The organism is Arthrobacter sp. MYb213 (assembly GCF_002979915.1).
In the GTDB taxonomy this organism is placed as follows: Bacteria; Actinomycetota; Actinomycetes; order Actinomycetales; family Micrococcaceae; genus Glutamicibacter.
The window spans coordinates 639,982-665,937 of the sequence record NZ_PCQA01000002.1 but is presented as its reverse complement, the minus strand read 5'-3'; the positions used below and the strand labels follow the sequence as shown (position 1 = coordinate 665,937).

At 57.4% G+C, this 25,956-nt stretch carries 22 protein-coding genes and 1 pseudogene; 13 read left to right on the top strand and 10 right to left on the bottom strand.

Going from position 1 to position 25,956, the window contains the following annotated elements:
- Nucleotides 1-209 precede the first annotated feature (209 nt).
- The 6 genes and pseudogenes from CQ011_RS07470 to CQ011_RS17775 form a co-directional block, all read left to right on the top strand.
- On the top strand, nt 210-3,731 hold the full coding sequence (locus tag CQ011_RS07470) for a bifunctional proline dehydrogenase/L-glutamate gamma-semialdehyde dehydrogenase (protein WP_105676063.1): 3,522 nt from the start codon (nt 210-212) through the stop codon (nt 3,729-3,731).
- Between the two features lie 124 nt (nt 3,732-3,855).
- Entirely contained in the window at nt 3,856-4,758 is a 903-nt protein-coding gene (locus tag CQ011_RS07465) for a LysR family transcriptional regulator (RefSeq protein WP_105676061.1), read from the top strand.
- Nucleotides 4,759-4,924: 166 nt separating this feature from the next.
- Nucleotides 4,925-6,271: an MFS transporter gene (locus tag CQ011_RS07460; protein ID WP_286161116.1), complete on the top strand. Its 1,347-nt coding sequence runs from the start codon at nt 4,925-4,927 to the stop codon at nt 6,269-6,271.
- 37 nt (nt 6,272-6,308) lie between these two features.
- Nucleotides 6,309-7,589 carry a M20 family metallo-hydrolase gene (locus CQ011_RS07455; RefSeq protein WP_353616164.1) on the top strand — a complete coding sequence of 427 codons (1,281 nt, stop codon included), beginning with the start codon at nt 6,309-6,311 and terminating at the stop codon, nt 7,587-7,589.
- Nucleotides 7,586-9,058: an amidase gene (locus CQ011_RS07450; protein ID WP_105676057.1), complete on the top strand. Its 1,473-nt coding sequence runs from the start codon at nt 7,586-7,588 to the stop codon at nt 9,056-9,058. Before CQ011_RS07455 ends, CQ011_RS07450 begins: the two co-directional genes overlap by 4 nt.
- 43 nt (nt 9,059-9,101) lie before the next feature.
- Nucleotides 9,102-9,338 (top strand): annotated as a pseudogene (locus CQ011_RS17775) (hypothetical protein); the annotation flags it as partial.
- A gap of 224 nt (nt 9,339-9,562) precedes the next feature.
- Here CQ011_RS17775 and CQ011_RS07440 read toward each other — a convergent pair.
- The 3 genes from CQ011_RS07440 to CQ011_RS07430 all read right to left on the bottom strand — a co-directional run bounded on the left by CQ011_RS07440 (nt 9,563) and on the right by CQ011_RS07430 (nt 11,141).
- Nucleotides 9,563-10,024, bottom strand: a complete 462-nt coding sequence (locus CQ011_RS07440) for a hypothetical protein (protein WP_105676053.1) — start codon at nt 10,022-10,024, stop codon at nt 9,563-9,565.
- A 425-nt stretch (nt 10,025-10,449) separates the two neighbouring features.
- Nucleotides 10,450-10,797: a DsrE family protein gene (locus CQ011_RS07435; protein ID WP_105676051.1), complete on the bottom strand. Its 348-nt coding sequence runs from the start codon at nt 10,795-10,797 to the stop codon at nt 10,450-10,452.
- An 86-nt stretch (nt 10,798-10,883) separates the two neighbouring features.
- Nucleotides 10,884-11,141 carry a metal-sensitive transcriptional regulator gene (locus CQ011_RS07430; protein WP_105676049.1) on the bottom strand — a complete coding sequence of 86 codons (258 nt, stop codon included), beginning with the start codon at nt 11,139-11,141 and terminating at the stop codon, nt 10,884-10,886.
- A 332-nt stretch (nt 11,142-11,473) separates the two neighbouring features.
- On the opposite strand from CQ011_RS07430, the gene CQ011_RS07420 reads away from it, so the two are divergent.
- From CQ011_RS07420 to CQ011_RS07405, 4 genes are all read left to right on the top strand, one after another.
- Nucleotides 11,474-12,871 carry an MBL fold metallo-hydrolase gene (locus CQ011_RS07420; RefSeq protein ID WP_105676045.1) on the top strand — a complete coding sequence of 466 codons (1,398 nt, stop codon included), beginning with the start codon at nt 11,474-11,476 and terminating at the stop codon, nt 12,869-12,871.
- A 120-nt stretch (nt 12,872-12,991) separates the two neighbouring features.
- Nucleotides 12,992-13,576, top strand: a complete 585-nt coding sequence (locus tag CQ011_RS07415; RefSeq protein WP_105676043.1) for a rhodanese-like domain-containing protein — start codon at nt 12,992-12,994, stop codon at nt 13,574-13,576.
- A gap of 114 nt (nt 13,577-13,690) precedes the next feature.
- The gene (locus CQ011_RS07410; RefSeq protein WP_105676041.1) at nt 13,691-13,987 is read left to right on the top strand and encodes a rhodanese-like domain-containing protein; all 297 of its coding nucleotides are present in this window, start codon (nt 13,691-13,693) and stop codon (nt 13,985-13,987) included.
- Between the two features lie 73 nt (nt 13,988-14,060).
- The gene (locus CQ011_RS07405) at nt 14,061-14,951 is read left to right on the top strand and encodes a sulfite exporter TauE/SafE family protein (RefSeq protein WP_105676039.1); all 891 of its coding nucleotides are present in this window, start codon (nt 14,061-14,063) and stop codon (nt 14,949-14,951) included.
- Nucleotides 14,952-15,230: 279 nt separating this feature from the next.
- Here CQ011_RS07405 and CQ011_RS07400 read toward each other — a convergent pair whose 3' ends face one another.
- From CQ011_RS07400 to CQ011_RS07380, 5 genes are all read right to left on the bottom strand, one after another.
- Complete coding sequence (locus CQ011_RS07400) at nt 15,231-15,845, bottom strand: hypothetical protein (protein ID WP_146112578.1); 615 nt, start codon at nt 15,843-15,845, stop codon at nt 15,231-15,233.
- Nucleotides 15,846-15,892: 47 nt separating this feature from the next.
- On the bottom strand, nt 15,893-17,065 hold the full coding sequence (locus tag CQ011_RS07395; protein WP_105676035.1) for an ABC transporter permease: 1,173 nt from the start codon (nt 17,063-17,065) through the stop codon (nt 15,893-15,895).
- Entirely contained in the window at nt 17,062-17,943 is an 882-nt protein-coding gene (locus CQ011_RS07390; protein WP_105676033.1) for an ABC transporter ATP-binding protein, read from the bottom strand. Before CQ011_RS07390 ends, CQ011_RS07395 begins: the two co-directional genes overlap by 4 nt.
- Before the next feature lie 86 nt (nt 17,944-18,029).
- Entirely contained in the window at nt 18,030-18,689 is a 660-nt protein-coding gene (locus tag CQ011_RS07385) for a response regulator (RefSeq protein ID WP_105676031.1), read from the bottom strand.
- Complete coding sequence (locus CQ011_RS07380) at nt 18,686-20,050, bottom strand: sensor histidine kinase (RefSeq protein ID WP_181148025.1); 1,365 nt, start codon at nt 20,048-20,050, stop codon at nt 18,686-18,688. Before CQ011_RS07380 ends, CQ011_RS07385 begins: the two co-directional genes overlap by 4 nt.
- 161 nt (nt 20,051-20,211) lie before the next feature.
- On the opposite strand from CQ011_RS07380, the gene CQ011_RS07375 reads away from it, so the two are divergent.
- Nucleotides 20,212-20,763, top strand: a complete 552-nt coding sequence (locus tag CQ011_RS07375; RefSeq protein ID WP_181148024.1) for an acyl-CoA thioesterase — start codon at nt 20,212-20,214, stop codon at nt 20,761-20,763.
- Between the two features lie 3 nt (nt 20,764-20,766).
- Here CQ011_RS07375 and CQ011_RS07370 read toward each other — a convergent pair whose 3' ends face one another.
- Together CQ011_RS07370 and CQ011_RS07365 are read right to left on the bottom strand one after the other, a co-directional pair.
- Nucleotides 20,767-21,378 (bottom strand): phosphoribosylanthranilate isomerase, encoded by a 612-nt coding sequence (locus CQ011_RS07370; RefSeq protein WP_105676025.1) that lies wholly within the window; start codon nt 21,376-21,378, stop codon nt 20,767-20,769.
- The gene (locus tag CQ011_RS07365; protein WP_105676023.1) at nt 21,375-22,376 is read right to left on the bottom strand and encodes an acyl-CoA thioesterase; all 1,002 of its coding nucleotides are present in this window, start codon (nt 22,374-22,376) and stop codon (nt 21,375-21,377) included. The genes CQ011_RS07370 and CQ011_RS07365 overlap by 4 nt, the downstream gene beginning before the upstream one ends.
- A gap of 71 nt (nt 22,377-22,447) precedes the next feature.
- Between CQ011_RS07365 and CQ011_RS07360 the strand changes: the two genes are divergently transcribed.
- Both CQ011_RS07360 and CQ011_RS07355 read left to right on the top strand, forming a co-directional pair.
- The gene (locus tag CQ011_RS07360) at nt 22,448-24,181 is read left to right on the top strand and encodes an ABC transporter ATP-binding protein/permease (protein WP_105676021.1); all 1,734 of its coding nucleotides are present in this window, start codon (nt 22,448-22,450) and stop codon (nt 24,179-24,181) included.
- The gene (locus CQ011_RS07355) at nt 24,178-25,944 is read left to right on the top strand and encodes an amino acid ABC transporter ATP-binding/permease protein (RefSeq protein ID WP_105676019.1); all 1,767 of its coding nucleotides are present in this window, start codon (nt 24,178-24,180) and stop codon (nt 25,942-25,944) included. The genes CQ011_RS07360 and CQ011_RS07355 overlap by 4 nt, the downstream gene beginning before the upstream one ends.
- Nucleotides 25,945-25,956 lie beyond the last annotated feature (12 nt).

The following is a 25,956-nucleotide window of genomic DNA, read 5'->3' as shown; positions in this document are numbered from 1 at the left end:
TTAGGCACCTGTCAATACATTAGCAAACCCGAAGTGAAACGTTCGGTTTTGTTCACTTTTGCTTAAGCAAAGTTAGGGTCATACTCGAATTGCACACAGCATTTTCGCGGCCAACTATCCGGTGATTCCGTAAGCTCGTCAGCCATCACGAAATTCGCGTTCGGTGTATCTAATCCAAGTACGCATCGCATCGAAGGGACCGACACAACATGTCATCCTCTATCACCACCGCACGAACCGTCGCACCGGCGGTCGACTCGGCAGGCAACCCCCTGACCCTTCCGGCAGAACTTGCAGACGAGACTATTAAACTAGTCCGTCACTGGCTGACCGAAGCCTCCACCTTCCCTATCGATGCCTCCGCAGCCCGGCTGGCCGGAGTACTCAAGGACCCTCAGGGACTAGACTTCACCGTCGGGTTTGTTGATGGTGTCATCCGCCCCGAAGATCTAAAGGTCGCCGCGGGCAACCTGAAGAAGCTGGCACCGATGGTGCCAAGCTTCCTGCCTTGGTACATGCGCAAGGCCGTCGCGCTAGGCGGCGCCATGGCGCCGGTACTGCCATCGATCGTTGTCCCTATCGCGCGCCGTGTGCTGCGCGAAATGGTGGGACACCTGATCATTGACGCCTCGGATCACAAGCTAGGCGGCGCGATCTCCAAGATCAAGCGCGACGGCGTTAACCTGAACGTCAACCTACTCGGCGAGGCAATCCTCGGCCAGGGCGAAGCAACCCGTCGCCTAGATGGCACCACCAAGCTTTTGAGCCGCGATGACGTGGACTACGTCTCGATCAAGGTCTCTTCCACCGTCGCCCCACATAACCACTGGGCCTTCGACGAAGCGGTGGAGCACATTGTCGAGAAGCTGCGCCCACTGTATGAGCTGGCAAATAAGGCAACAAAGAAGAAGTTCATCAACCTGGACATGGAAGAGTTCAAGGACCTGGAGCTGACCATCGCGGTCTTCACCAAGATCCTGGCCCTACCTGAATTCAAGGAACTATCTGCCGGCATCGTCTTGCAGGCTTACCTACCCGACGCACTGGGCGCGATGATTGAACTCCAAGAGTTCTCCGCAGCCCGCGTGGCGCAGGGCGGAGCACCTATTAAGGTGCGCGTAGTTAAGGGCGCTAACCTGCCCATGGAAATCATGGAGGCAGACATCCACGGCTGGCCACTAGCCACCTGGCACTCCAAGCAGGACACCGACACCAGCTACAAGTCGGTGCTCGAATACGCACTGCGCCCAGGCCACGTGGAGAACGTGCGCATCGGCATTGCAGGACACAACCTGTTCGACATCGCACTAGCTTGGCTATTGGCCAAGGCACGCGACGTCAAGCACGGCATCGAGTTTGAAATGCTGTTGGGCATGGCCACCGGTCAGGCCGAAGCGGTACGCCGCGACGTGGGCGAACTGTTGTTGTACACCCCGGTAGTACACCCGGCTGAATTCGACGTGGCCATCGCCTACCTGATCCGCCGCCTCGAAGAAGGCGCCAGCCAGGAAAACTTCATGTCCGCGGTCTTCGAACTAGAGAAGAACGAAGAACTCTTTGAGCGCGAGAAGAACCGCTTCCTCGCCTCACTAGAAAACTTGGCCGATGTGGTTCCGGCTTCGCACCGCGTACAGAACCGTCAGGAGTCGGACCCGGCGCTGACCGAGGTAGTCGCTGGGTTCGCCGACGGATCCACCAGCTTCTTCAACACCCCAGATACCGACCCGGATCTAGACGTAAACCGCAGCTGGGGACGCGAAATCCTCTCCAAGATGCAGGAGTCGAAGCTCGGCAAGGACCTGGTTGCGGCCAACACCCTGCACTCGGCAAGCGAAATGGATGAGGCCATCGCCATGGGCGTTGACGCCTCCGCTGATTGGCAGGCCTTGGGCGCTACGGCCCGCGCAGAAATTCTGCACCGCGCCGGACTGCTCTTCGAAGAGCGCCGTGCGATGCTGCTAGAGGTACTCGGTTCGGAATGCGGAAAGAACATCGACCAGGGTGATGTGGAAATCTCCGAGGCGATCGACTTCGCGCACTACTACGCACAGCGTGGACTGGAACTAGACACCGTTGATGGCGCAACCTTTGTGCCTTCGAAGCTGACGGTGGTCACCCCGCCGTGGAACTTCCCGATGGCAATCCCTGCCGGTTCGACCATGTCCGCACTGGCCGCCGGCTCCGCGGTGATCATCAAGCCTGCCACCTTGGCCTCACGTATTGGCTCGGTGATGGTGCAGACCCTCTGGGACGCCGGAGTGCCTAAGGACGTCCTGCAGCTGGTCTTCGCCGGCAACCGTGACCTGGGTACCCAGTTGGTATCCGATGAGCGGGTGGATCGTTTGATCCTCACCGGTGGTTACGAGACCGCTGAACTCTTCCGTTCCTTCCGCAAGGACCTGCCGCTGCTGGCCGAAACCTCGGGCAAGAACGCCATCATCGTCACCCCGCACGCGGACCTGGACCTGGCTGCTCGCGACGTGGTTGCCTCGGCCTTCGGGCACGCCGGACAGAAATGCTCCGCCGCCTCACTGGTAGTACTCGTTGGCTCCGTGGCAGAGTCACGGCGCTTCAACAGCCAGCTGATCGACGCGGTGAAGTCGCTGAAGGTCGGTTACCCATGGAACCCAGAATCTCAGATGGGCCCATTGATCGATGAGCCAGGCGAAAAGCTGAAGCGTGGTTTGACCACCCTCGGTGCCGGTGAGCGTTGGGCCGTGGAACCGAAGCAACTTGACGAGTCGGGCAAGCTCTACTCGCCAGGCGTACGTTACGGAGTCAAGCGTGGCAGCGAATATCACCTGACCGAATACTTCGGCCCGATCCTTGGCGTGATGACCGCGCCGACCCTGGAAGAAGCAGTTGAGCTGGTCAACGAGGTCGACTTCGGGTTGACTTCAGGCTTGCACTCGCTGGACCGCGATGAGCTGGCTTACTGGATGGAAAACATCCAGGCCGGAAACATCTACGTGAACCGTGGCATCACCGGCGCTATCGTGCAGCGCCAGCCATTTGGTGGTTGGAAGAAGTCGGCCATTGGTGCAGGCACCAAGGCTGGCGGCCCGAACTACCTGGTCGGCATGGGTAGCTGGGTTGACGCGCCGGTGCGCGAAACCGCCGCACTGTCCGTCTTTGACGAACGACTGCTGAACGCAGCGGAGCTATCCGAAACCGATTCGGCCTGGCTGCGCGGCGCACTGGGTAGTGACAAGCTGTGGTGGAATCAGGAATTCAACCAGGCTAAGGACCGCTCGGGTCTGGTCGCCGAACGAAATATCTTCCGCTACAAGCCGGTAGATGTCACCGTCCGCTTCGAGGCTGCAACCAGCGAACACGGTGTGGCCGAGGCATTGCGTGTAGTCGCTGCCGGCGTCACCGCAGGATCTCGCGTGCTACTTTCCAGCGAGCTGGAACTGCCTCGTGGGGTACGCAACCTGTTCGCCGAACACTCGGTGATCGTGGTTGATGAGGATGCGAATGCTTTCGCCGCTCGGGCTGCTCGCCTGGCTGCGAAGACCGGTCCGACTTCTTCATCACGAATCCGTTTGATCGGTGGTTCGGTGAAGGCTCTGGCCGAGGCTACCGATGGTAAGCCGGATGTGGCGATCTACGCCTCGCCGGTCACCGGTGCCGGACGCGTGGAAATGTTGCCATTCCTGCACGAGCAGGCAGTGTCGATTACCGCGCACCGCTTCGGTACGCCGAATCACCTAAGTGATGAATTGATCTAGTTCACTGCGAGCAGTTAGATGCTGGTGCAAGCGCTGGATATTACATTCGTAGTATCCAGCGCTTGTCCTGCTTTAAGCTCGAATTTTGTCGTTGCTTATAACGGACATGACTAGTATTCGAGGTATGGCTCGTTCATTTACCCTTATTCAGCTTCGTTACTTCATGGAAATTGCACGGTTAGAAAACATGCGTGCAGCCGCTCAAGAATTGAATGTAACGCAGTCGACGCTGTCCGCTTCGCTCAGCCAGCTTGAGCATGATTTGGGTGTGCAGTTATTTCAGCGACTACCGAATCGCGCACTGCGCATCACCCAAGACGGAAAGCGCATGGCCTCTGGCGCCAGATTGCTACTTGAAGATGCTGATTCGCTTAGTCTGTCGATTAGCGGTGAGAGTCAGAGCCTGAGCGGTGTACTGCGTGTGGGACTGTTTGCGCCTCTGGCCGCATTCATTGCCCCAAAACTACTCAAGGAATTTAGTACCAAATACCCGAACATGACGGTAAATTTCATCGAAGGGGACCAGAGTCAAATTCTTCAGGCTCTACGGAACGGGGAATGTGAAATCGCCATGATGTATGACCTTGGCGTAGGTGCTGAATTTGCCATGGAGCCGGTAGAACGGCTTGGCGCGCACGTGATTGTCAGTCAGGACCATTGGCTGGCAAAGCAAGAGCTGCCTGTCCAGCTCGCTCAACTTGTTGACGAACCACTAGTCCTACTTGATCAGGAGCATTCGAGGGAATACTTTCTGAGGTTATTCTCGGTACTCAATCTCGAACCAAAAATTGGTTATTGGGTGTCCGGCTATGAAACCGTTCGATCGTACGTGGCCATGGGTCTGGGGTATTCAATCTTAAACCGTCGCTTGCCACACGATCAGACTTACACGGGGAAGACAGTGGTGCCAATCATTATCGCCGATCCGGTGCTTCCGATAACCGTTGTTGTCGTCTATCCGAAGGATCTCCCGGTAAGTCGAAAGGCCAGAGTCTTTGCAACATTTGCGGGGGGAAGCGATGGCTAGCGCTTAGTCTGATCGTTTTTAACGATTAGCCTAACGAATCTTTCCCGTTGGACTATGTGTTTGAACTCACAGATTCTTGAGTACAAGAGAACGAGCAACAAAGCCCGTCCTTCCCCAAGAGCACCAGCCTGAAGTAATAGGGCAGGGACCGAAAGAAGGAAGATCCGTGACTGTGAGTACCCTCAAATCTGATGTTGACGCGTCAGAGAAGCAACAAGAAAAGAAGATGAAACACCGTGTTCTCGCTGGCGGTAGTATCGGTCAGTTCATCGAATTCTATGACTTCACGCTTTATGGACTTTCTGCGGTCACCCTCTCAGCTTTGTTCTTCCCTTCGCAGAGTGCCCTAGCGGGATTGCTAGCAACCTTCGCTGCATTCGGCGTGGCGTTCTTGGTACGTCCAATCGGCGGCCTATTCTTTGGTGCGCTGGGCGATAAGATCGGCCGACGAAAAGTCCTCTTCATTACCTTGCTGACTATCGGTCTCGCTACCTTCGGAATCGGATTACTCCCAACTTTTGCTCAGATCGGTGCGTTGGCTCCGGCACTATTGGTCCTTTGCCGCCTGGTCCAAGGGTTCTCCGCAGGTGGTGAATCAGTCGGTGCGCCAGCATTCGTTTTTGAGCATGCGCCCTTGAACCGGCGCGGATTCTGGCTGACCATTACCCTCGCGGCAACGGCGTTACCTTCGGTCGTCGGCGGAACGTTAATTCTAGTGTTATCAACGACGATGGATCCAGCTAACTTCGAAGCGTACGGATGGCGTATTCCATTCCTGTTGGCACTTCCGCTGGCGCTCTTTGGGCTGTGGATTAGGGCAAAAACCGAGGAATCAGAAGAATTCAAAGCGGTGATACTGAAGAATCAACATAAGGAATACAGTCCGCTGCGTCAGGCATTCGCCGAAAATAAACTCCGTATGCTCCAGGTTGCTTTTGTAATGGCGCTGACGGCTATGGGCTTCTACTTCCTCTCCGGATATTTTGTCTCCTACGTGCAGGTATCAGGAAACCTCAGCTTGGAAATGTCGTTGCTTGCCAACGCCGTGGCCATGGCCGCCTACGCTCTATTGCTGCCAATCGGCGGCCTACTGGGCGATAAATTTGGACGCAAACCGATGCTGATTGCAGGGTCTGCCGCGTTGCTCATCCTGAGTATTCCGTGTTTCTGGCTAGTAACTAGCGGATCATTGCCGCTGGCTATCGCCGGACAGCTGCTCTTCGTGATTCCAATGTGTATTTATGGCGGCGGTTGCTATACCTTTTTCGTTGAAATTTTCACCACCAAAACTCGATTTACCTCCGCGGCAATCAGCTACAACATCGCCTACGCGTTGTTTGGTGGCACTGCACCATTTATTGGCACATGGCTCGTTTCGACGACCGGCATCTCGATGATCCCAGGCGTTTATATGGCAGCGGCCGCGCTGATCGTACTCTGCCTGTTGGTTTTCACCCCGGTTCCAGAAACTCACCCGTTGTTTAAGAAACAAGAAGCCACCGCAGCCAAGTAGCCAGGCCAGCAAACCGTCTTTTTGAAAGGACCACATGATGTCCCACGATTTTCTTACCGATTTCCACCACGTTGCCACCTTTGGCGCTACCCCTAACCATGGTGTGGATCGCCAGGCGGCAACCGCAGAAGACAAACTGAGCCGAGATTGGTTCGCGCAGTTTACGCAAGACAAGGGTTGGGAACTGCGGGTGGATGCAATCGGCAATATGTTTGCACTGATCGAATTTACTCCTGGCGCACCCTACATCCTGCTGGGTTCGCACTTAGACTCGCAGCCTCTGGGCGGTCGCTTTGACGGTGCTTACGGTGTCATCGCAGGTCTGCATGCAGCTAAACATATCGAGGCACGACTGCGATTAGAAAACGTGTCACCGCGGTTCAACTTAGGCGTCGTGAACTGGTTCAACGAAGAAGGCGGACGTTTTGCTCCGTCGATCATGGGCTCGTCGGTCTTTGTGGGTTCAATGGACCAACATGAGATGCTCAGCGTGAGCGATCTTGAAGGAATTAACGTGGCTCAGGCGCTGGAAGCAATCGGGTATCTCGGGAATGATCTTCGTCCTGAAGTAGCCGGATATGCCGAAATTCATATTGAGCAGGGACGGATCTTGGAGCGGGAATCAGTGTCCATCGGAGCCGTTGACTACTCTTGGCATACACAGAAGCTTGATGTCGAAGTATTAGGCGAACAATCGCACACCGGTGCCACCGCAATGGCAGATCGGCATGACGCGCTGGTTGCTGCGAGCAAGGTGATTCTCAAAGTCCACGAGGTGGTTGAGCGGTTTGAAAAGGGCAACATTGTGTCTTCCGTGGGCAGGATGACGCTGGAACCGAATTCGCCGATTGTTGTGGCCAGGCGCGTTAGCTTGGTGGCCGACTTGCGTGCGGTCGACCAGCCAACGGTGGCCGAAGCACGGCGGATAATGCTGGAGGACATCGCCACGATCGCCAAAGAGCACGATATCAAAATTAACGTCAACGACTTCGACATCCGCGATATTCAGTACTACCCGGAGTCAGGGCTGCAATTGGTCGAAAAAGTTACTGCAAACCTTGGCAAGTCCGTGCGAAGGATTCGCACAATGGCGGGGCATGACTCGGTGGCGATGAATAAGATCGTGCCGACAGTCATGATGTTCATTCCATCAATCGATGGCGTCAGCCATTGTGAACGCGAATTTTCGACCGACGAACATATGCTTGACGGTCTTGAGGTGCTGGCAGAAACAGGTTGGCAGATGATCTTTGGCGCGTTGGCGGCCGAGACCGGGCAAGACGAATTCCTATTCGACTCGGCCGTGCAGATCTCATGAATGCCGAAGACATCGCCTTTCTTTCTGCACTACACCAGCGACAGTCGTTCATCGAGGGGGAGCTTTCACCCAGAGATGTCCTAGAAGCTCAACTTAGCAGGATCGAAATATATAACTATGGCGAAGGAACGGGCGTGAATGCCCTCACCGAGGTTATGCATGAGCAAGCGCGTACCGCGGCCAGCGCGGCCAGCGATGAATATGCCCGCCACAGGCGCAGTAGCAAGCGAGTGCTTCCAGATTTGCTCGGAATCACCGTTGCAACGAAGGAAAAGCACGCGTTGGCGGGGAAAACACATTCCCAGGGGCTTCGCGCACTGAGCGGAAAGATCGCCGAGTCGGACCATCCAATCGTAGCCAGGCTGCGTGCGGCTGGAGCGATCATCCACGCTCGGACGACGAGTCCCGAATTTAGTTGTGCAACGGTAACGCATTCACCAATGTGGGGAACCACTCGGAATCCGTGGAACCTGCAAATGTCTCCCGGTGGCTCTTCAGGCGGGGCAGGTGCAGCCTTGGCAGCCGGATTTTGCACCCTAGCGACGGCGTCGGATATCGCCGGTTCAACACGCATCCCGGCAGCCTTCACCGGAAATGTGGGGTATAAAGCACCCTATGGCCGAATTCCCGGCGCAGGTTACTTATCTGTGGACTGGTACCGTGGCGACGGACCTATGGGACGAACGGTTGCCGATGTTGCGCTTATGTCCTCGATCATCAGCGGCAAGCATCCCGCGGACACGAACTCGTGGGGTGAAACCGGTACAGCGTTGTTCCGCGAGGAAAAGCAACTTGCGCAATTACGTATCGGTGTCAGTTTTGACTTGGGAGACTACCCGGTCACCAGCGAGGTGATGCGTTGTATAGGAAACGCAATTAACAAATTCCGTGCCGCCGGTGCCGATATCCGCGAGATCAAGATTCCGTGGACCACGGAGCAAGTTCGTAAGACGACTTTCGCCCACTTCGGACATATTCTCGCTCCGGCGATGGCCGAAATTATTGGAGACTCCTCCGAACCACGAGCGGCGTATACGGACCAATTCATGAAAGATGCCTTGGACCAGGCTGAAACGGTCTCGCTCATCGAATCGCTGCAGTTGGACGCGATCATGAACGCACAACTAACCGAAGCGACCACGGATGTGGACGTGCTGTTGTGCCCGACTAACGCGATGGACTGGTTGCTTGCAGACGGCGACTATCTCGATGGGTTGCAAGTGGGTAGCCGGAAACTGACCCATTATTGGGAAGGACATATGACCAGTCCTTTCAACGTCGCTAATCAGCGGCCTGTGTTTAGCCTTCCATGCGGAGTAGGCGCCGATAACGTACCTGTGGGAATGCAGGTCGTTGGTCAAAGTTGGGATGAAACTACCACCTTTGGTGTTGCCGCTGCGCTGGAACAGGTCATTGCATTCAGAGAACGGGCAGTGATGACTGATGCGGTGGGAGCCATCAAAGCATAGAGTTTGCCATTGGGCCTACGGGATCCAATAGAGGTTTGACAATGCTGCTCGCCTAGCTGCGAAGACCGGACCGAATTCTTCATCACGAATCCATTTGATCGGTGGTTCGGTGAAGGCTCTGGCCGAGGCTACCAATGGTAAGCCGGATGTCGCCATCTACGCCTCGTCGGTCACCGGTGCCGGACGCGTGGAAATGTTGCCATTCCTGCACGAGCAGGCTGTGTCGATTACCGCGCACCGCTTCGGTACACCGAATCACCTCACTGATGAATTGATCTAATCACCCGCTAGTTTGTAACGCATAGACCGTGGGCCGGTCTGCACCTCTTATTGAAGTCGGACCGGCCCACGGGGCTTTAACGATGGGTAATTGAGACAACGTAGAGCAGGTCAAAGTGGCATCTGAACCGGTTTCATCGCCTGCAACGTAGCGCGTGACTATGGCTTTGGGTGCGAACTTCTTCGGGTCTGGCAGGTCAGATATAGGCTAAAGATGACGAATGCTTATTCCAAAAGCTCTCCGACGCCGCGAAGGTTTACGTCACCGATATTGACTATGTGCAGATATTGATCCGGCGCTTCTAGTTCAGCAGTAGCTCGACTGCAATATAGGGCAGTGGGCCGCGGCGACTCCATGATTCCGAAGACTGGATTCCCAATGGTGTCCTCGTCGTACGGTAACAAAGTGGTGTGGGCGAGATACAGAACGCTGCCTCCTGCGCTACCGCTGCCTGCAGCACCCTCAACCTTTCGGGCTTCCCAACTAACTTCAGTCTCTGGATACTTTTCCTGAATCGCAAAGCATTCCTGCTCACTGGCCGCAACCGCAATTATTGGCTCTATGAATTCTAAATCCGGAAACGGGCTGGGTAGTTTACCGTAAACAACGTAGACCATCGGTTCATCTGAGAACTTGGACCCAAGGTGACTCTTGAGTTTTGTCAGGATGTTGCTGAGAGACGGCATGGAACACCCTTCTGTGCAGGAATAGATTCATAGGGATAGTAAGTCATGCCATTGGAAACAATGGTGCCAAGAGCAAGGCCAGAGCTAGTGGTCCCACGTCAGAGAGACTTACAGGCCAGCGCCGATTTAGCCGAGGCCCGGCGTGCCCTCGCCGCTAAAGAACGCCCCACTTACCTTGGGTACTGGCGGACAATCAGACGGTCCACTCCATGTCTGGAAGCCACCAGTATCGACCTAAAGTGACGGCTTAGATCCGAGTGGTCATGTGGGTTTCGAGATTGGCCAGCGTGCGGTCGATGACGACCGCGTTGCGTGCTGGGAACCATATGATGCGCATGAAAAGACGTCGAGGGCTCTTTCTCGCTCCCATTTTCCGTCTGCAAGGTGCGTCCGTCGTCTGGTTCGTCTGGCCTTTTCCGAATCGGTTATAGGCGTATATATGCGGCGCCTTCGATTTGCTTCTTGGCTAGGTGGGCTACCGCGGCGCTGACAATGAGTACGCCCTCAATGAGTTGTTTGCGCTCGATGCCAGTTGATCGAAGGCTGTTGGCGCAAGCGCTAATGATGAATCCTGCTTCTAATAGGGAAGTCACTATTGGGGCAGAATCGCCATCATTTAATAGGCTTTTCACCTTCGGTCCCTGGACGACGATCTCGATAGTGTAAACCGGTAGTTCGGCACGGGCATTGCGTGCAATTCGTGCGGCTGTTGCGAGGTCTGGGAACGAGGATTCCTCAGGGCCGGCGAGGTGTAGTAGAAGATGGTGGCTCATTCGATGCCCTTCGTTGAGAGTGACTCATTTACGAGATGCTGCGTAGGTGCGAGCCAACGTGGGCGCGACCGCGAGCTGGCCGTGGATTAAGCCAAAGAGAGGAAGAGCTTTTCCATATCGGCGCGGTCGGCCGTGGGGTCCTCGCTCTTCAGGCATTCTTCTAGCCCGGTGGCAATGATTGAAAACCCTGCGCGGTCAATGGCCTTGGACGCAGCGGAAAGTTGGGTAACAACCGCGCGGCAGTCACTGCCTTCCTCCAGCATGCGAATCACCGCGTTCAACTGGCCTTGAGCTCGTTTGAGTCTGTTGATGGCGGGTTTCATGGTGTCCACTTCAAGTTTCATGGTGGGTCCTTTCTGGCTGTTAGTTCCAATCATTGTATACCCCTAGGGGTTTATGGGCGCCGCGAAGGTAATGAATCGTAATACCCTGCGGGGTATGTCCAGCGCACGCGTGCGAGCGGCCTTTCTGAGCACCGTCGATAACCTTGCCCGCTTCGAGCGAGGCGTAGATAAGCACTACTGATGGCAGTCCGAGCGCGGTCTCCTGCGGCCCCTGCCGCTCAAAGAGTGACTGAAAAAAGATTTGACACATACCCCTAGGGGTATTATTGTCGTATCTAAACCTCATACCCCTAGGGGTATTTGGGGACGTTCACGCAAACAAAGGATAGAGCATGCTTCTCGAACGCATTTATGACGAGGACCTCGCCCAGGCCAGCTACTTCATTGGCTGCCAAGCCAAGGGAGAAGCCGTAGTGGTCGACGCCCGCCGCGACATTCAGGTATACCAAGACCTTGCGGCGAAAAACGGTATGAAAATCGTGGCCGTTACCGAGACTCACATCCACGCCGACTATCTCTCAGGCACTCGGGAACTAGCCGCCGCCACCGATGCAACCATTTACGTTTCGGGCGAAGGCGGAGAAGACTGGCAGTACGAATTCGAAGGCGAACGCCTCTTCGATCAGGACGCCATTACGCTGGGAAATATCAGCATCAAGGCCCTGCATACCCCGGGGCACACCCCCGAGCATCTGTCCTTCTTGGTCACCGATGGCGCCTTCAGCGACAAGCCGGGCTTTCTACTCTCCGGGGACTTCGTGTTCTCCGGAGACTTGGGCCGCCCGGACCTGCTCGACGAGGCCGCCGGTGGCATCGACACCCGTTTTGCTGGAGCCCACGACCTGTTCGTTTCCCTCAAGGAGAAGTTTCTGACCTTGCCGGACTACATTCAGGTCTACCCGGGCCACGGAGCCGGCAGTGCCTGCGGTAAGGCGCTAGGGTCAATCCCCTCTTCCACCGTCGGTTACGAACGCAACTTCGCCTGGTGGGGCCCCTACTTGGCCGCCGACGACGAAGCCGGATTCGTCGAGGCACTGCTCGACGGCCAGCCAGACGCCCACGCCTACTTCGGCCGCATGAAGCGCCAAAACCGCCAGGGACCAGCGATCCTGGGCGAACGCACACCATTGACCGAGCTGGCAACAAACGACGTCGCTGTGGCCCTGGCCGCCGACAAATTCGGTGTCGTCGATACCCGGCACCACAGTCAGGTGCAGGCCGGCACCGTGACCGGCGCCTTGAATATTCCGGCGGGCAATAAGGCGGCAAGCTACGGCGGTTGGGCCGTGGACCCGGAAACCGACCACCGCCCGCTGGTGCTGTTGGCACCGAGCAGCGAAACCGCCACCGAGATGTGGGACCACCTCATCCGCGTGGGCATCGATAATGTCGCTGGATACATCACGTCCTTTGACGGTCTGCCGGTCTACATTCCTAAGACTTTGGCACCCGCCGGTCTGGCCGGGTTCGATGCTGCCCTGGTTCTGGATGTGCGCAATAAATCCGAACACACCGCCGGGCACATCCCGGGCTCCGAGCAACTCAATGCAGGGCGCGTGTTGTGGCACACCGAAAAGCTACCGAAGGACGGGGTGATCGTGAGTTACTGCCAGTCGGGAGTCCGTAACTCGGTGGCGGCTTCGGCTCTGCGCCGGGCAGGGTTCGACGTCGTTGAACTAGAGGGCAGCTATGCAGGCTGGGCTGACTGGAAGCAAACGCAGAACGTCTAGGTTCTGCGCCTCCAAATCTCCGACACCTTACTAATTCCAACTATTGTTCGTGGTCCCGCCTCCCCAGATTCGGAAGCGGGACCGGCCGGGCGCAAAAATCCGGCAGAAAGACGCACACCCATGAATACCAACCCTCAGAACACCAGTCCTGAAGAACTCAAAGACTGGATTGCGTCCGGTGCCCAGATCGTCGTACTTGATGTGCGCTCAGCCGCCGAATTCGAAACCCTACACATCAAGGGGTCCTACAACGTTCCCTTGCCGTTGCTCGCTGAACATACCGAGGAACTTGCTTCGAAACTCGACACCAAGGTAGTGCTGGTCTGCCAGTCCGGAGTCCGGGCCACGGAGGCCAAGACCAAACTCGCGTCAGCTGGATTCAGCGAAGCCCACGTCCTTGACGGCGGAGTCCCCGCTTACCATCAGGCAGGCGGGGAAACTATCGAAGGATCAAAGCGCTGGGCCCTGGAACGCCAGGTGCGCATGGTGGCCGGTTCATTAGTCGTTGCGGGACTGGCTGGGGGCAAATTTCTTTCCCCGCAGCTGCGTACCGTCGCTGGCGTGATCGGCGCTGGCTTGACCTTCTCAGCTGCCACCAACACCTGCGCCATGGGTAAGGCCTTGTCCATGATGCCATGGAACAAGACCGGCAATGACCCGACCCGTGAATCGGTGATCGCGCAGCTACCGGTGGGAAGGTCCTAACACCCCGCTACGGCAGGCCCGACCAGCTCTTCCAGCCGACTTTCGGGCCCGGACCCAACCCCCCTCCGGGCCCGAAAACCACCCACACCCGCACCGTCCTATCAGGAGCAGACCATGCCCGAAATAACCATCACCGACACCGACCAACGACGTGCCAAGGACCAGATCCTCGATGTCCGCGAAGACTTCGAAGTCACCGACGGCATGATCCCAAATGCGATCCACATCCCCATGGGAGAGCTGAGCAGCCGACTGAACGAGATCGACCGGGCGCGCCCAGTCATCGTGGTCTGCCGCAGCGGCAACCGAAGCGCCCGCGCCGCCGACGCACTGACGGCTGCCGGATTCAGCGCCGACACCATGGGCGGCGGCATGGTCGCCTGGCAGCAGGCCGGACTGCCCATCAACTAACCAAAAGCCGTGACGATTACCCGCTCCACCCACATCGGCTGACGCTGACCCCTACCGGCAAGGAATTCTCCCCATGACCCTCACCCTCGCACTCACCGTGCTACTTTCAGTGCTGATCGGGCTTTCGCTCGGGCTGCTCGGAGGAGGCGGATCCATCCTCACCGTCCCGATCCTCACTTATGTCGCAGGCATGAACCCCAAAGAGGCCATCGCCGCCTCGCTCTTCGTGGTGGGTGCTACCTCAGCGGTCAGCGCTGTGACCCATGCCCGCAAGAAACGTGTGAAGTGGCGTACCGGACTTCTTTTCGGAGCAGCGGGCATGGCCGGGGCCTTTGGCGGTGGTCTATTGGGCGGGCATATCCCCGGAACCATTCTCATGATCGCGTTCGCTCTGATGATGGTCGCTACCTCACTGGCGATGATCCGTGGTCGTAAGAACCATACCGTCACCCACGAAGGAGAACTCCCGGTACTCAAGGTCATCTTCGAGGGGCTGGTTGTGGGTCTGGTTACCGGGTTGGTTGGTGCCGGTGGCGGCTTCCTTGTGGTCCCGGCGCTTGCGTTGCTCGGCGGCTTGTCGATGCCGGTTGCGGTTGGCACTTCGCTGGTAGTTATTGCCATGAAGTCTTTCGCGGGACTTGGTGGCTACCTCACCACAGTATCTCTGGATTGGGTGTTGGTCGGAGCCGTAACTATCGCCGCGATCTTCGGTTCTTTCCTGGGCGCCCGTCTCAGTGGGCGAATCCCCGAAGCCGCACTGCGTCAGGGCTTTGGCTACTTCGTGCTCGTGATGGGTGTCTTTGTGCTCGTTCAGGAACTTCCCTCCCCAGCTAATCTCATCCTCGGTCTCGTGGCCTCCGTAATCGCCGTGGCATTGGTCCTGTGCTGGTTTGTTGTCCCAGCGTGCCCGCTACGTACAAGGATTGCACCCTCTGCAGAGACTGACCGAGCCGAAATGCGGTAAGCCTCAGCGCAGCGTTTTCGTCCCCGGCTTGTTCGAAAACAACACCGAGGATGGGACCGGGAGACACTGATTTATTCGTCCACTCTTGTGCAGTTAGGGCCGAGCAAGACGATACTTCCCTCGACGGAGATATCAGCGCCGGTGTAAATACAATTGAGCGGGGGCCAGTCACGAATTACGCCGCAACCGCGGAGCATTGGCCGGATGGCTTTTACCGTTCTCGTCGGCTCAGTTATAAGCCCGTCCGCGTTGCACAAGGAGAGATGCGTGGATCCGCGATCAGGACTTTGAAAGCAATTTCTTTGGACCGGAGTAGCGGGCTGCTATCGCATCGGCGGCGACCGCAAACCATGCGGGCAGAATATAGCGCGCCATAGTGGCGAGCATAAAAGTAGTCAGCGAACCGTCTGATGCTTGAGCGGTGTTCAGTGCGAGAAAGCCCAGACCCAGCCCGGTCACCAAACCGGTAATCCAGCCGGCCAAGCGACGTGAACGCAGAATGAACCAACCGGTGAGTGTGAGTAACGGAAGGATTAGGCCAAGAGCGTGGAAATAGCCGGTATAGGCTCCGGTGAGATCCAGCGCAGAGACGAAGAACCAGTCGCCGTATTCAATGGTGCCGAGCACCGGAAGTTTGAGCAGCACATCGAGCAGCAAGCTAAGCATGATGATCCCCATGCCAAATATTTTTGCCGCACGAGTGATCGGCAATAGCCAAAAAGCGGCCAGTACCAGGCAGCGCAGCACCCAGAGGCTGACGACTACCAGGGCGTTCGAACCTAAGACCAAATGGGTCATGGCTAGCGCCGTGTTGCCGGCTAATCCTAGGAGCACCGCGAACCAGATGAAGATGGACAGGGCTGAAAGCTGCATGCTTGGTTTGTTCTCGGTCACCGAATCAAGTGTAGTCAGCGTGGCTGTGTACTAGCTATATTGGCAGCTTAGAGTTCCAGCTTCAGCGCCTTGCGCAAGGTTAATGCCCCACCGGTGTGCATCACCGCTCGGCGGTAGATACGTTCGGCGAACAAAATGGTGAACCAGCAGGTAGCCAGCGTGATGGCGAGCGAGATGATTGGTTCGACAAGCGAGACTTCTCCGCCGAGCAGACGGATTGGCATCGCCACGGAGGAAACTATTGGCACATAGGAGGCGATCACTAGGAAGCCGCCCTTGGCGTACATCCCAATAAAGAGCACCGCCATCAGCACCCCGACTACCGGCCCAGAAGATTGTTGGAGGTCTTCGGTGCGGCTGGCTAGTGCGCCGAGTGTCGCCCAGATGCCAGCGAGCACCAGGAATCCGCCGAGGAAGAAGACCACAAACCAGCCAGCTACTTGCGAGACGACTCCAAGGAAGGGGATCTGGACTGGTGAGAGATAGGCGGCGAGCAGGCCGACGGCCAGGAAGAGCAACAGTTGGGCGAGTGCGAGAATCACGTTGCCCAAAATTTTGCCGGCGAGTAGTTGACGAAGATTGATCGCCGAGGCAAGGATCTCCACTACTCGGTTTTGTTTTTCTTCGATCACCGAGTTGGCAATGGGCATGCCGAAGATAATTGCGGACATGTAGAACAAGAAGGAAAAGAGAAACGCCATGGCCTGGATCATTGAGGAACGTTCGGCATCCCCGTGCATTTGGCTGATCTCTAGCGCGTTATCGTCCGGCAGCTGATCTACGTTCAGCCCGGCCGAAGTGAGCAATTGCGCGGTCAACACCTTTTCGGTGGCGTCACGTAGCGCCCCGTGGAGTTTTGCCGGCACTTCATCGGATCCGGTGAGCGTGAATTTATTTGCTGAATTCTGGCTCATCGTGGCATCAAGCTGACCCGCATCCAATTGCGCGGCGGCGTCATCGGCGGGCAACTGTTCAACGCTGATTTTCAACTGTTCTTCGGCATCTGACGCTGCTTGATTGAGCACGCTGAAACTGGCCTGGTCGGTGGCGGCCACCGAAAACTGCGTGGTGCGTGTGGCGAGAAAACCGGTTACGGCGATCGAACCGATGATCAGCAACAGCGTGATCAGGGTGGAAATGATGAAGGCCTTGTCGCGAAGTTTGGTTTCCACCTCGCGCAGGGTGACGATCAGCCAGGGGTGAGTGATTTGGGTGCTCATGCGATGATCTCCCGGTAGATATCTGCCAGTGCAGGACGGTGCACGGCAAATTCGGTGACGTTGCCGCGGGACAGCGCGTGGGTGAGTACGCGTTGGGAATCGGCAACGGTGGCGAAGCTGACCAGCGCGTTGGAGCCTGACAAGTCGATCACTTCAACTCCGGGTTCGGTACGCAGCCAGCCGGCATCTGCGCCTAAAGAAAGTTGGTAACGGGAGGTGTGGGCTGCTCGTAGTTCTTCGGCCGAGGCGTTGGCGCGGATTTTGCCATCTTGGATAATCACCAAATGATCAACCAAGGTGTCCAACAGATCTAGTTGATGTGAAGAGAAAAGCACCGGGACACCGCGGGCCGCGTAATCGGCCAGAATTGAGCTCATTGCGTCCACAGCCAAGGGGTCTAAACCACTGAAAGGTTCATCGAGCACTAGTACGTCGGGTTCGTGCAGTAGCGCGGCGGCCACCTGGACACGTTGCTGGTTTCCCAGCGAGAGCGACTCAAGTTTTGACTTGGCGCGGTGTTCCAATCCGAAGCGGGAGAGCAGTTCCATGGCGCGCTCGCGGGCGGTAGCCCGAGATAAGGAGTGCAATTGACCCAGATAAATCAGCTGGTCGATGATTGGTTGTTTGGGGTAAAGCCCGCGTTCTTCGGGCATGTAGCCAAAGCTTGGCCGGGTGGGCGCCGATAGTGTTTTACCGTCTAAAGACACATGACCGGAATTCGCCGTGAGGAGTCCCATGATGATGCGCATGGTGGTGGTTTTCCCGGCCCCATTGGCGCCAACAAATCCGGTCAGAGCGCCGCGCGGCACCGCGAAGCTGACCTCATCTAACACCTTGGTGCCAGAAAAGGAGCGGCTAATCTGGTGGAGTTCGAGCATGGGCGGGGCCGTCTTTCTGGCGTGTGGTCACTTTACTTCCAGCTTAGGCAGGTCGTTGTTCGTCTACGTGAGCCGGTGGGATGAAACTATTGGATGAGCCCGGCACGGTGGGCGTAAAGTGCCGCTTGCACTCGGTCGCGCAGGTGCAGTTTGGCTAAAAGATTGGACAGGTGGGTTTTCACCGTCGCTTCGGACAGTGATAGCACCTCGGAGATTTCTTGGTTATTTTTACCTGTGGCCAGTTCGGTGAGCACCTGCAGTTCGCGGGTGGTCAGCGCGCGCAAGGGCGTGAGGCGCGACTGTTCGGTACCGGTGGGGAGGCTCGTACCGGTCTGGCGTTTGATGAGTTTAAGCGTGACCTCGGGGGAGAGCAACCCATAACCGGCGTGGATTTGGTGGACTGCGGTGATCAGTAGTTCGGGTTCGGCATTTTTCAGCAGGAATCCGCTGGCGCCGGCATCAAGTGCATCAAAAAGGTAATCTTCGCGGTCAAAGGTGGTCAGCACAATGATTTTGGTGCGTGTAGTCCCAGAAAGCTGGGTGGTGGCTCCGATACCGTCCAGCTGGGGCATTTGAATATCCATCAGCGCCACATCTGGGGTGAGTTCGGTGATCAGCGCTACCGCCTCGGCCCCGTTACTGGCAGTGCCGATGACTTCAAGGCCCGGATCTGTTTCCAGGATGAGCTTCAGTGAAGAACGGATCAACGGTTGATCATCACAGATCACCACCGAAATTTTGCTCATGATTCAATCCTATCGGTGGTCTCTGGCAGACGTAGTCGCGCGCGAGTGCGCCAACCACGTGGGACGCGCGGACCGATTTCTACGAGACCATGATGTAGTGCAGCACGTTCGCGGATGCCGCGTAAACCAAAACCGCTGCCCGCGGTGTCTGGCCGTGGGGAGCCCTGGTCGGTGACTTCAATTTCTACCCAGGTACCTTGCTCGTCGATTCCAGAGCGCAATGCGAGGATGGCGGTTCGTGCAGTGGAATGGCGGCGCACATTGGCTAGGGCCTCGCCGCTAATTCGGTACAAGGCCAATGAGAGTCCGGGGGCAAGCGAGTCAAAGAAGTCATCGCGGTGTTCATCGCGCGAGAGGCTCACCTGTAATCCTTGCGCGGCGTTGTCCTGGAGAAGCTGGGAAATTTGGGCAATGGAAGGTTCCGGGTCACGGCCGGACACCATATTGGTATCGGGATTGCCGGCCGACTGCTCGCGCAGCACGCCGAGCAACGAACGGGTTTCGGCCACCGCACTACGCGCGGAAGATTCGATGCCGCGCATCAAATCTATGGCTTTGTCTGGATCGCGCGGTTGCACCAACCGTGCAGCGGAAGCTTGCACTCCGACGGAAGCGATGTGGTGGGCGATGACGTCGTGCAGTTCACGGGCGATACGCAAGCGTTCCTCGTTGACCGCACGGGCCGCGAGTTCTTCTGCCTGTGCGGCGATGCGGGCCGCCTGGCTGAGCACTACCGACTTGGAATAAGAGTTTGACCAGCTGGTCAACCCCAGGAAGATGGCGCCGCCAAAGTAGAGCACATTGATCACGAAGGTGTAGAGCGGGATAGCCACATTTTCGGGAATGGATCCCATCGGGTTTTCGACCATCAGCGTGCCAGTGGCCTCGTAAAGGTCGCTGGCGAAGAAAGAAATGATCAGCCACACCGCCATGTTCAGCAGTACCAAGCCCATTGCGGTCCATAGCCCGCGGCGGTTGCGCGCCCAGGCGACCGCGGTGTAGAGGCCTAGGAAGTAGCCTAGTTGGGCGCAGAATTGCATGGCCACCGTGGCGGTGGCGGTGGAGCCGCCAATCAAAAATGCGGCCGAACCGATGAGCATCATGGTGATCGGCCAGCGTCTGCGGAACATCAGCGGCAAAATCAGTGCCGCGAGTAGTGCGAAGGCCAGCGGGCGATCCGCACTTTTACCGGCCTCGGTCATCGAAAGCACCAATTCCTGCATCAGCAAGGCAAGAACGAAGAAGCCCAATGCCGAGAAGATATCGCGGCGAAGCGCCACCGGGGTGGGCATCTCGCGTTCCCAATCGGGCGGCGGCAACGAGGGGACACGACGGTGCAGGAGCTGCGAGAGGCGGAGCATGGTCTCTTCCTCTTTCGGTTTTAGCTGGCGAGAATTATCGTCCGCACTGGACTTTACCTGCCCTACGGTGTCCAACGAATGAGTCTTGCGGATTACATCGTTCGTCGCGGTAGGCGTCATAGAACATGGTCAAACAAGTTACCGGACGGTAATGTGATGGCATGCACATGATTTTTCGCATCCTGCTGATGCTAGTCCGAAGCAAGAAGGCTTCCAAGATCTCCATGTTTGATTCCGGGTCGGTGCCGATGCGTGCCACCCTTACGGATATCGACTTTGCCGGTCATATTAATAACGGAATGTACTTCTCGATCTTTGATCTGGGCCGCTTCGATCTGATGTTCCGCTCCGGCGCTTGGGACGTCCTTCGAAAAAATAAGTGGATCCCGGTGGTGCAAGCCGAAACCATGACCTTTAGAAAATCGGTGAAACTGGGCGCGAAATTCACCCAAGAGACCCGAGTGTTGGGCATGGACGAGCGTTGCATCTACTTTGAACAGCACATCGTAGTCAATGGCGAGATTTATGCTCGCGGGTACATCGCCACTCGGATGACCGGCAAAAAGGGTCCGGTTTCGAATGAGGAAATCCTCGCCGCTATTGGAACCACCATGCCCGAAGACCGGTTAGTCCCCGAATGGATCACCGCATGGCGTGAAGCAAGCTCTTTGCCTGGAGCTCGCAAGCCAGCACCGTTCGCCCTCATCCGTTAGGGCTTAAGGCTGCTGGTGTGCGGCCTTCAAAAACGCGGTGATCAGTGCCGGATCTTTCACTCCGCGAGAGGACTCCACTCCGGAGGAAACATCCGCGCCACTGGCACCGGACTCGGCGAGCGCCGCCGCAACGTTTGCTGTGCTGAGCCCGCCGGCCACTAACCAATTACGGCCGGCGGCAAGGGTGCGTACCTTGGCATAGTCCCAGCTTTCGCCGCTGCCGGGCACCGCGGCGTCAATCAGCAAAAAGTCTTCACCCCAGTGCTCAAATTGCTCTGTTGGTGCGTCCATGCGGACCGCACGGATGACCTTGAATCCTGCCTCGAGCACCCCGGCCACCTCCGCGGGGGTACGTGTTCCGTGCAACTGGATCCAGCCAACGCCGGCTTCGCGAGCCCGAGTGATTGCGGTAGCGGTGTCTTCGCTACGAAATACCGCTACTGTGGCGACACCCTGGGGAACTAATGCGGTCAGGGTGGCAGCATGTGCGGGGGTAATCTCCCGGGCGGAACTGGTCAACACAAAACCGAGTGCGTCGGCGCCACCGGCTACTGCCACGGTGACATCCTCGGCGGTAGCTAGTCCGCAGATCTTGACAAAGGCGTGGGTATTCATCGGGAAACCTTCGCGGTGGGGTGTTCCTGGCTCAGATGGGTGGGGGTATACCCGCCCGGGGCGTTGGCACGGATTTCAAGTAGTTCACGGGCGTGGTGCCAGAGCCGGGAGTCTTCCTCACTGACCGGTTCCCAAGCCTTCACCGGTACGGCGGTGCCGGATTCATCGCGGGCCACCATCACCGTCAGACAGTAGGTGGTCAACTCCAACTGATTTGTTTTTGGATCCCCGGAGCGCACATGCACCGCGATGTGCATCCCCTTGGTGCCCGTGTAGACCAGCCGGGCTTCAACCTCGACCAGATCACCAATGTGTAGCGGACGGTAAAAGCGCACCCCGCCGGAGAAGACCGCGACGGCGTCTAATCCGCTGTAGCGGCTGGCACACAAATCCGCTGCCTCATCGATCCATTTCATCACGATGCCGCCGTGCACCTTGCCGCCCCAGTTCACATCCGTGGGGGCTGCCATAAAGCGCAGTACTACTCGTTCGGCGGTGCCCGCATCGGTGTAGGACTGGTTGTTCATCGAGGCGACGATGCGCTCACGAATTTCAATACGCGCTAGGGCATGCTCACGCAATTCAAGTTCACGTGCGGTACCCGGGGTAAAGGAAGGTACCGGTGTGGGTTTTCCATGCTCGTCAACCGCCACGAAGATCACCAAGCAGGTGGAGGAGGTGACGGGTTTGAGCTCGCGTGGATCCGAGAAGGAGACCTCGGTACGAATGTGCATGGAGCTGCGCCCGGTGTACACCACCGAGGCGGTCACCTCCACCAGATCTCCGGAGTGAATCGGGTCAGCGAAGTGGATGTTACCGACATAGGCGGTCACACAGTAATTTGCGGACCAGCCCACCGCGGCGGCGTAGGCCGCCTTATCGACCCATTCCAGCACGGTTCCGGCAGCCACGGTCCCGGTGATACCGACATCTGTGGGGGCTGCGAGGAAACGCAAGGTGACAGAATGCGGGTGGTTGGCCGTTGGCGGAGTAGTCATTTAGCTAGTTTCCCCTCTCTGGGCGGTGGTTGCCAACCTATGACGCGTGGCTTTCGTCCTAGGATGGAGGGGTGCGTAGGGTCTTTGGAATTTTTTCGGCATCCACAGCGGCGGTGGTCTGCCTGGGGTTGCTCTCGGCCGTTGGCACCGTGGGACTGACGGTGCTCATTGGTCGCGCCATCGATTTGTTTCACGCCGGGCAGCAATTAGACCTGGGCTGGTACCTGGCTGCGGTCCATGAATTGTTACTGGTAGCGCTGGCCACGTTATTGACTCCGGTGCTCATTGCACGGTCTGCGCGTAAGCTCACCGCTTTAGAACGTCACCGCTTGGTTCGTCACTACATGGACATTGGCCCGCTGGCGGTACGCCGTTTAGGGGAGGGCGAACTAGTAGATGCCGCGATGGACGCGGTAGACCGTTCGGTACGATTCCGTACCGGGTTCATTGGCCCAGCTATCTGCGCGGTAGCCACCCCGGTGTTGGTGCTCATTTCTATTATGTTGTTTATTGACCCGCTCAGCGCCGGACTACTGTTGATTCCCACCGCGCTGGTACCGCCGATTGTCCTTGGATTTCAAAAGCTGTTCCGTGGCTCGTCAGGAGAATACCGCCGGGCCCAAGGACTTCTCTCGGCGACTTTTATCGATGCCCTACGTTCACTGAACATGCTCAAACTCAACGGCGGCGCCGCCTGGATGGGCAAACGTATTGGTGTGGCCAGCGAAAAAGTACGCCTACAGGTGATGAAGTTGCTGGCCCGAAACCAGCTGGTGCTACTGGTCATCGACGCGAGCTTCGCGGTGCTCTTATTGGCTACCGCGGCATTGCTGGCCTGGTGGCGAGTTGGTGCTCAGGCGATCACCGCTGGCGAGGGAGTCTCACTGATTCTGCTCAGCTTCCTGATGCTGGCCCCGGTTAACTACGTGGGTAGTTTCTTCTATATCGGGATGACCGGTCGCGCGGCGGAAGAAAAAATCGAGTCCGTCATGGAAACCCCATGGCACCGCTCTTCGGCTAACCCACTGAGTGTCAACCTGCGCGAGGACACCCTTCAGCTAGAAGACTTGAGTGCCGGGTATGAAGGCTATCCCGAAGCGCTACATCAAATGAACTTTAGTTTCCCACCCGGATCGAAGACCGCGGTCATTGGAGCCTCGGGCAGTGGCAAGACCACGTTACTGCGAGTATTGCAAGGCCAGTTGGAGACCAGCGCAGGGATTATCCACGAAGGTCATCAAGCGCTCGGCCCCGCCACCTTGCGGTCTAATACTGCGGTAGTTGAACAAGGTGCGACACTCTTTGGGCTCAGCGTGCGGGCGAACCTGCTGTTCGCAGATCAACAGGCGAAAGACAAAAAGCTGACTGAACTTATCGAACGCGTGGGACTGACAGATTGGTTTGAGCAGTTGCCTGCGGGGCTGGACACGGTACTCGGCGAGGGCGGGGCCACGCTATCCGGAGGCCAGGCACAACGATTGGCGATTGCCCGGGCCTTGCTGGCTGAACGTCCGATTCTCTTATTGGATGAGCCGACCAGTTCGTTAGACGTCAAAACCGAGGAGCAGGTGTTGGCCACCTTGCGCGAGGTAGCAGCGGATCTGACGGTTATTACCGTCACCCACCGGTTGGGCTTGCTCGCCGATTATGATCAGGTGCTGGTTCTAGATCAGGGACGGATCATGCAGGCCGGGTCGCGCACCGAACTGTTAGACCGCGAGGGATATCTAAAACGGGCCATGGAGAATTTCACCGACCGTGTGCACTCACTTGGCGGAGGACAAGGACCGGGGGAACAATCATGAGCAAGCCACAAACTCTTCCTGGCTCCCTAGCCAGTTCCCGTTGGCTGATCTCCCACACCTTAGACCTGTTGCCACCGTTGGCGCTCGCCAGCCTGCTCGCCTGTCTTAATCGTTTGGTCGCCTTAGGCATTTACTTGCTCGCTGCGGTGGGACTGGTCCAAGTGATTGGCCTTGAACTTCCCGGGCAGCTGCCACGAATACACTTTGGGCTACTTATTGTGTCCATCATCTTTGCTGGCCTATTAAAAGGCGGGCTACGCTACGCGGAACAATATGTCGGGCATAAGGTCGCCTTCCTTGCGCTCTCCCGGCTGCGTTCAACGATGTATGAGGCCTTCGCAAAGCAAGCACCCTTCACCGCGGCTACTAAGAGTTCTGGATCGTTGCTGGCCAAAGCCACCCGAGATATCGACAAGGTCGAGGTGTTCTTCGCTCATACCCTGCCACCTGCGGTGGCAGCAGTGGTGGTGAGTGCCGCGGTGAGTTGGTGGACTTACCTCAACTTTGGTAGCACCCCAGCGCTGATCTTGCTGGGCGGGTATGTGATCGTTGGAGTTCTCCTACCAATGATCGGAGTGCCGACCCTGCGAAGCGCCGCCAGCTCGGCGGCCGCCTCACGTGGCAAACAAAATCAGCTTGTGCTGGAGTCTCTGGCAGGCATCGAGGTGCTTCACGCCTTCGGTGCCGGGGAACAGATGCTTAAACGATTGGGGACCACCGCTAGCGCCGACGCGGCGCAGGGCAAGAGAGCAAGCTGGGTTACCGGACTACGTGCGGCACTGAGCCAAATAGTCATCTGGGGCAGTGCCCTGATGCTGGTGCTCGCATCCGAAGCCACACTGTCAGCCACCATCATTTTAGTGGTCATCGCGGTGCCCTCCTATGATTCAGTGCGTGCGGTTGACGGTTTTGTCCTCGGACTCCAAGATTCTCTAGCTAGCGCTCGCCGACTGTTCGCGACCGCCAGCGCCCCACCGGTGGTGGCCGAGCAGGCGGGCACCGTGCCACTGCCACATACCGGAACACTGAACGTGCAAAATCTGAGCGTGTCCCACGGGCAACGTCAGGTCGTGGCGGACGTTGATTTCAGCATTTCACCGGGCGAGCTGCTGACAGTTGTCGGAGCCTCGGGCTCGGGGAAGTCTTCAATTGCCGCAGCTTTGGTCCGCGCACTGAAAAGCGACGGAACGTTGACTTTAGGCGAGGTACAGCTGGATATGGTTCCGCTAGCGGAACTTCGCTCACGCATTGTCTTGGTCTCGCAGGAAGCAATGATGATTCGCGGGAGTATCCGTGAAAATCTTGTTCTGGGAGCCGAGGGAATTACCGATGAAGAACTGCGCTCGGTCATCAACGAACTAGGTTTAGGTCCATGGCTCAGAGCCCAACGCGATGGGCTAGACACCCGGCTAGCTGACCGTTCTACCAGTCTGTCCGGGGGACAACGTCAACGTTTAGCTCTGGTCCGTGCGCTGGTGCGCCACCCGGCCATATTGATCATGGACGAATCGACCAGCGCACTGGATGCGGACAGCGAGCAACTGGTGCTCAAGGCCATTAACGAGCGGCGCGGATACGGGATGGGTGTGCTCATGATTAGTCACCGGTTAGCCACCGTCCGGGAGGCCAGCGCGGTGATGGTGCTTGATGCGGGGAAAGCTGTCGAGGCCGGGACGCCCCAGGCGCTACTTGCCAATACTGGCGGGGTGTTCTATTCAATGGTGGTGCGAGAAAACGATCGGATTACTGCCGAGTCACCCTGACAGCTTTCCGTT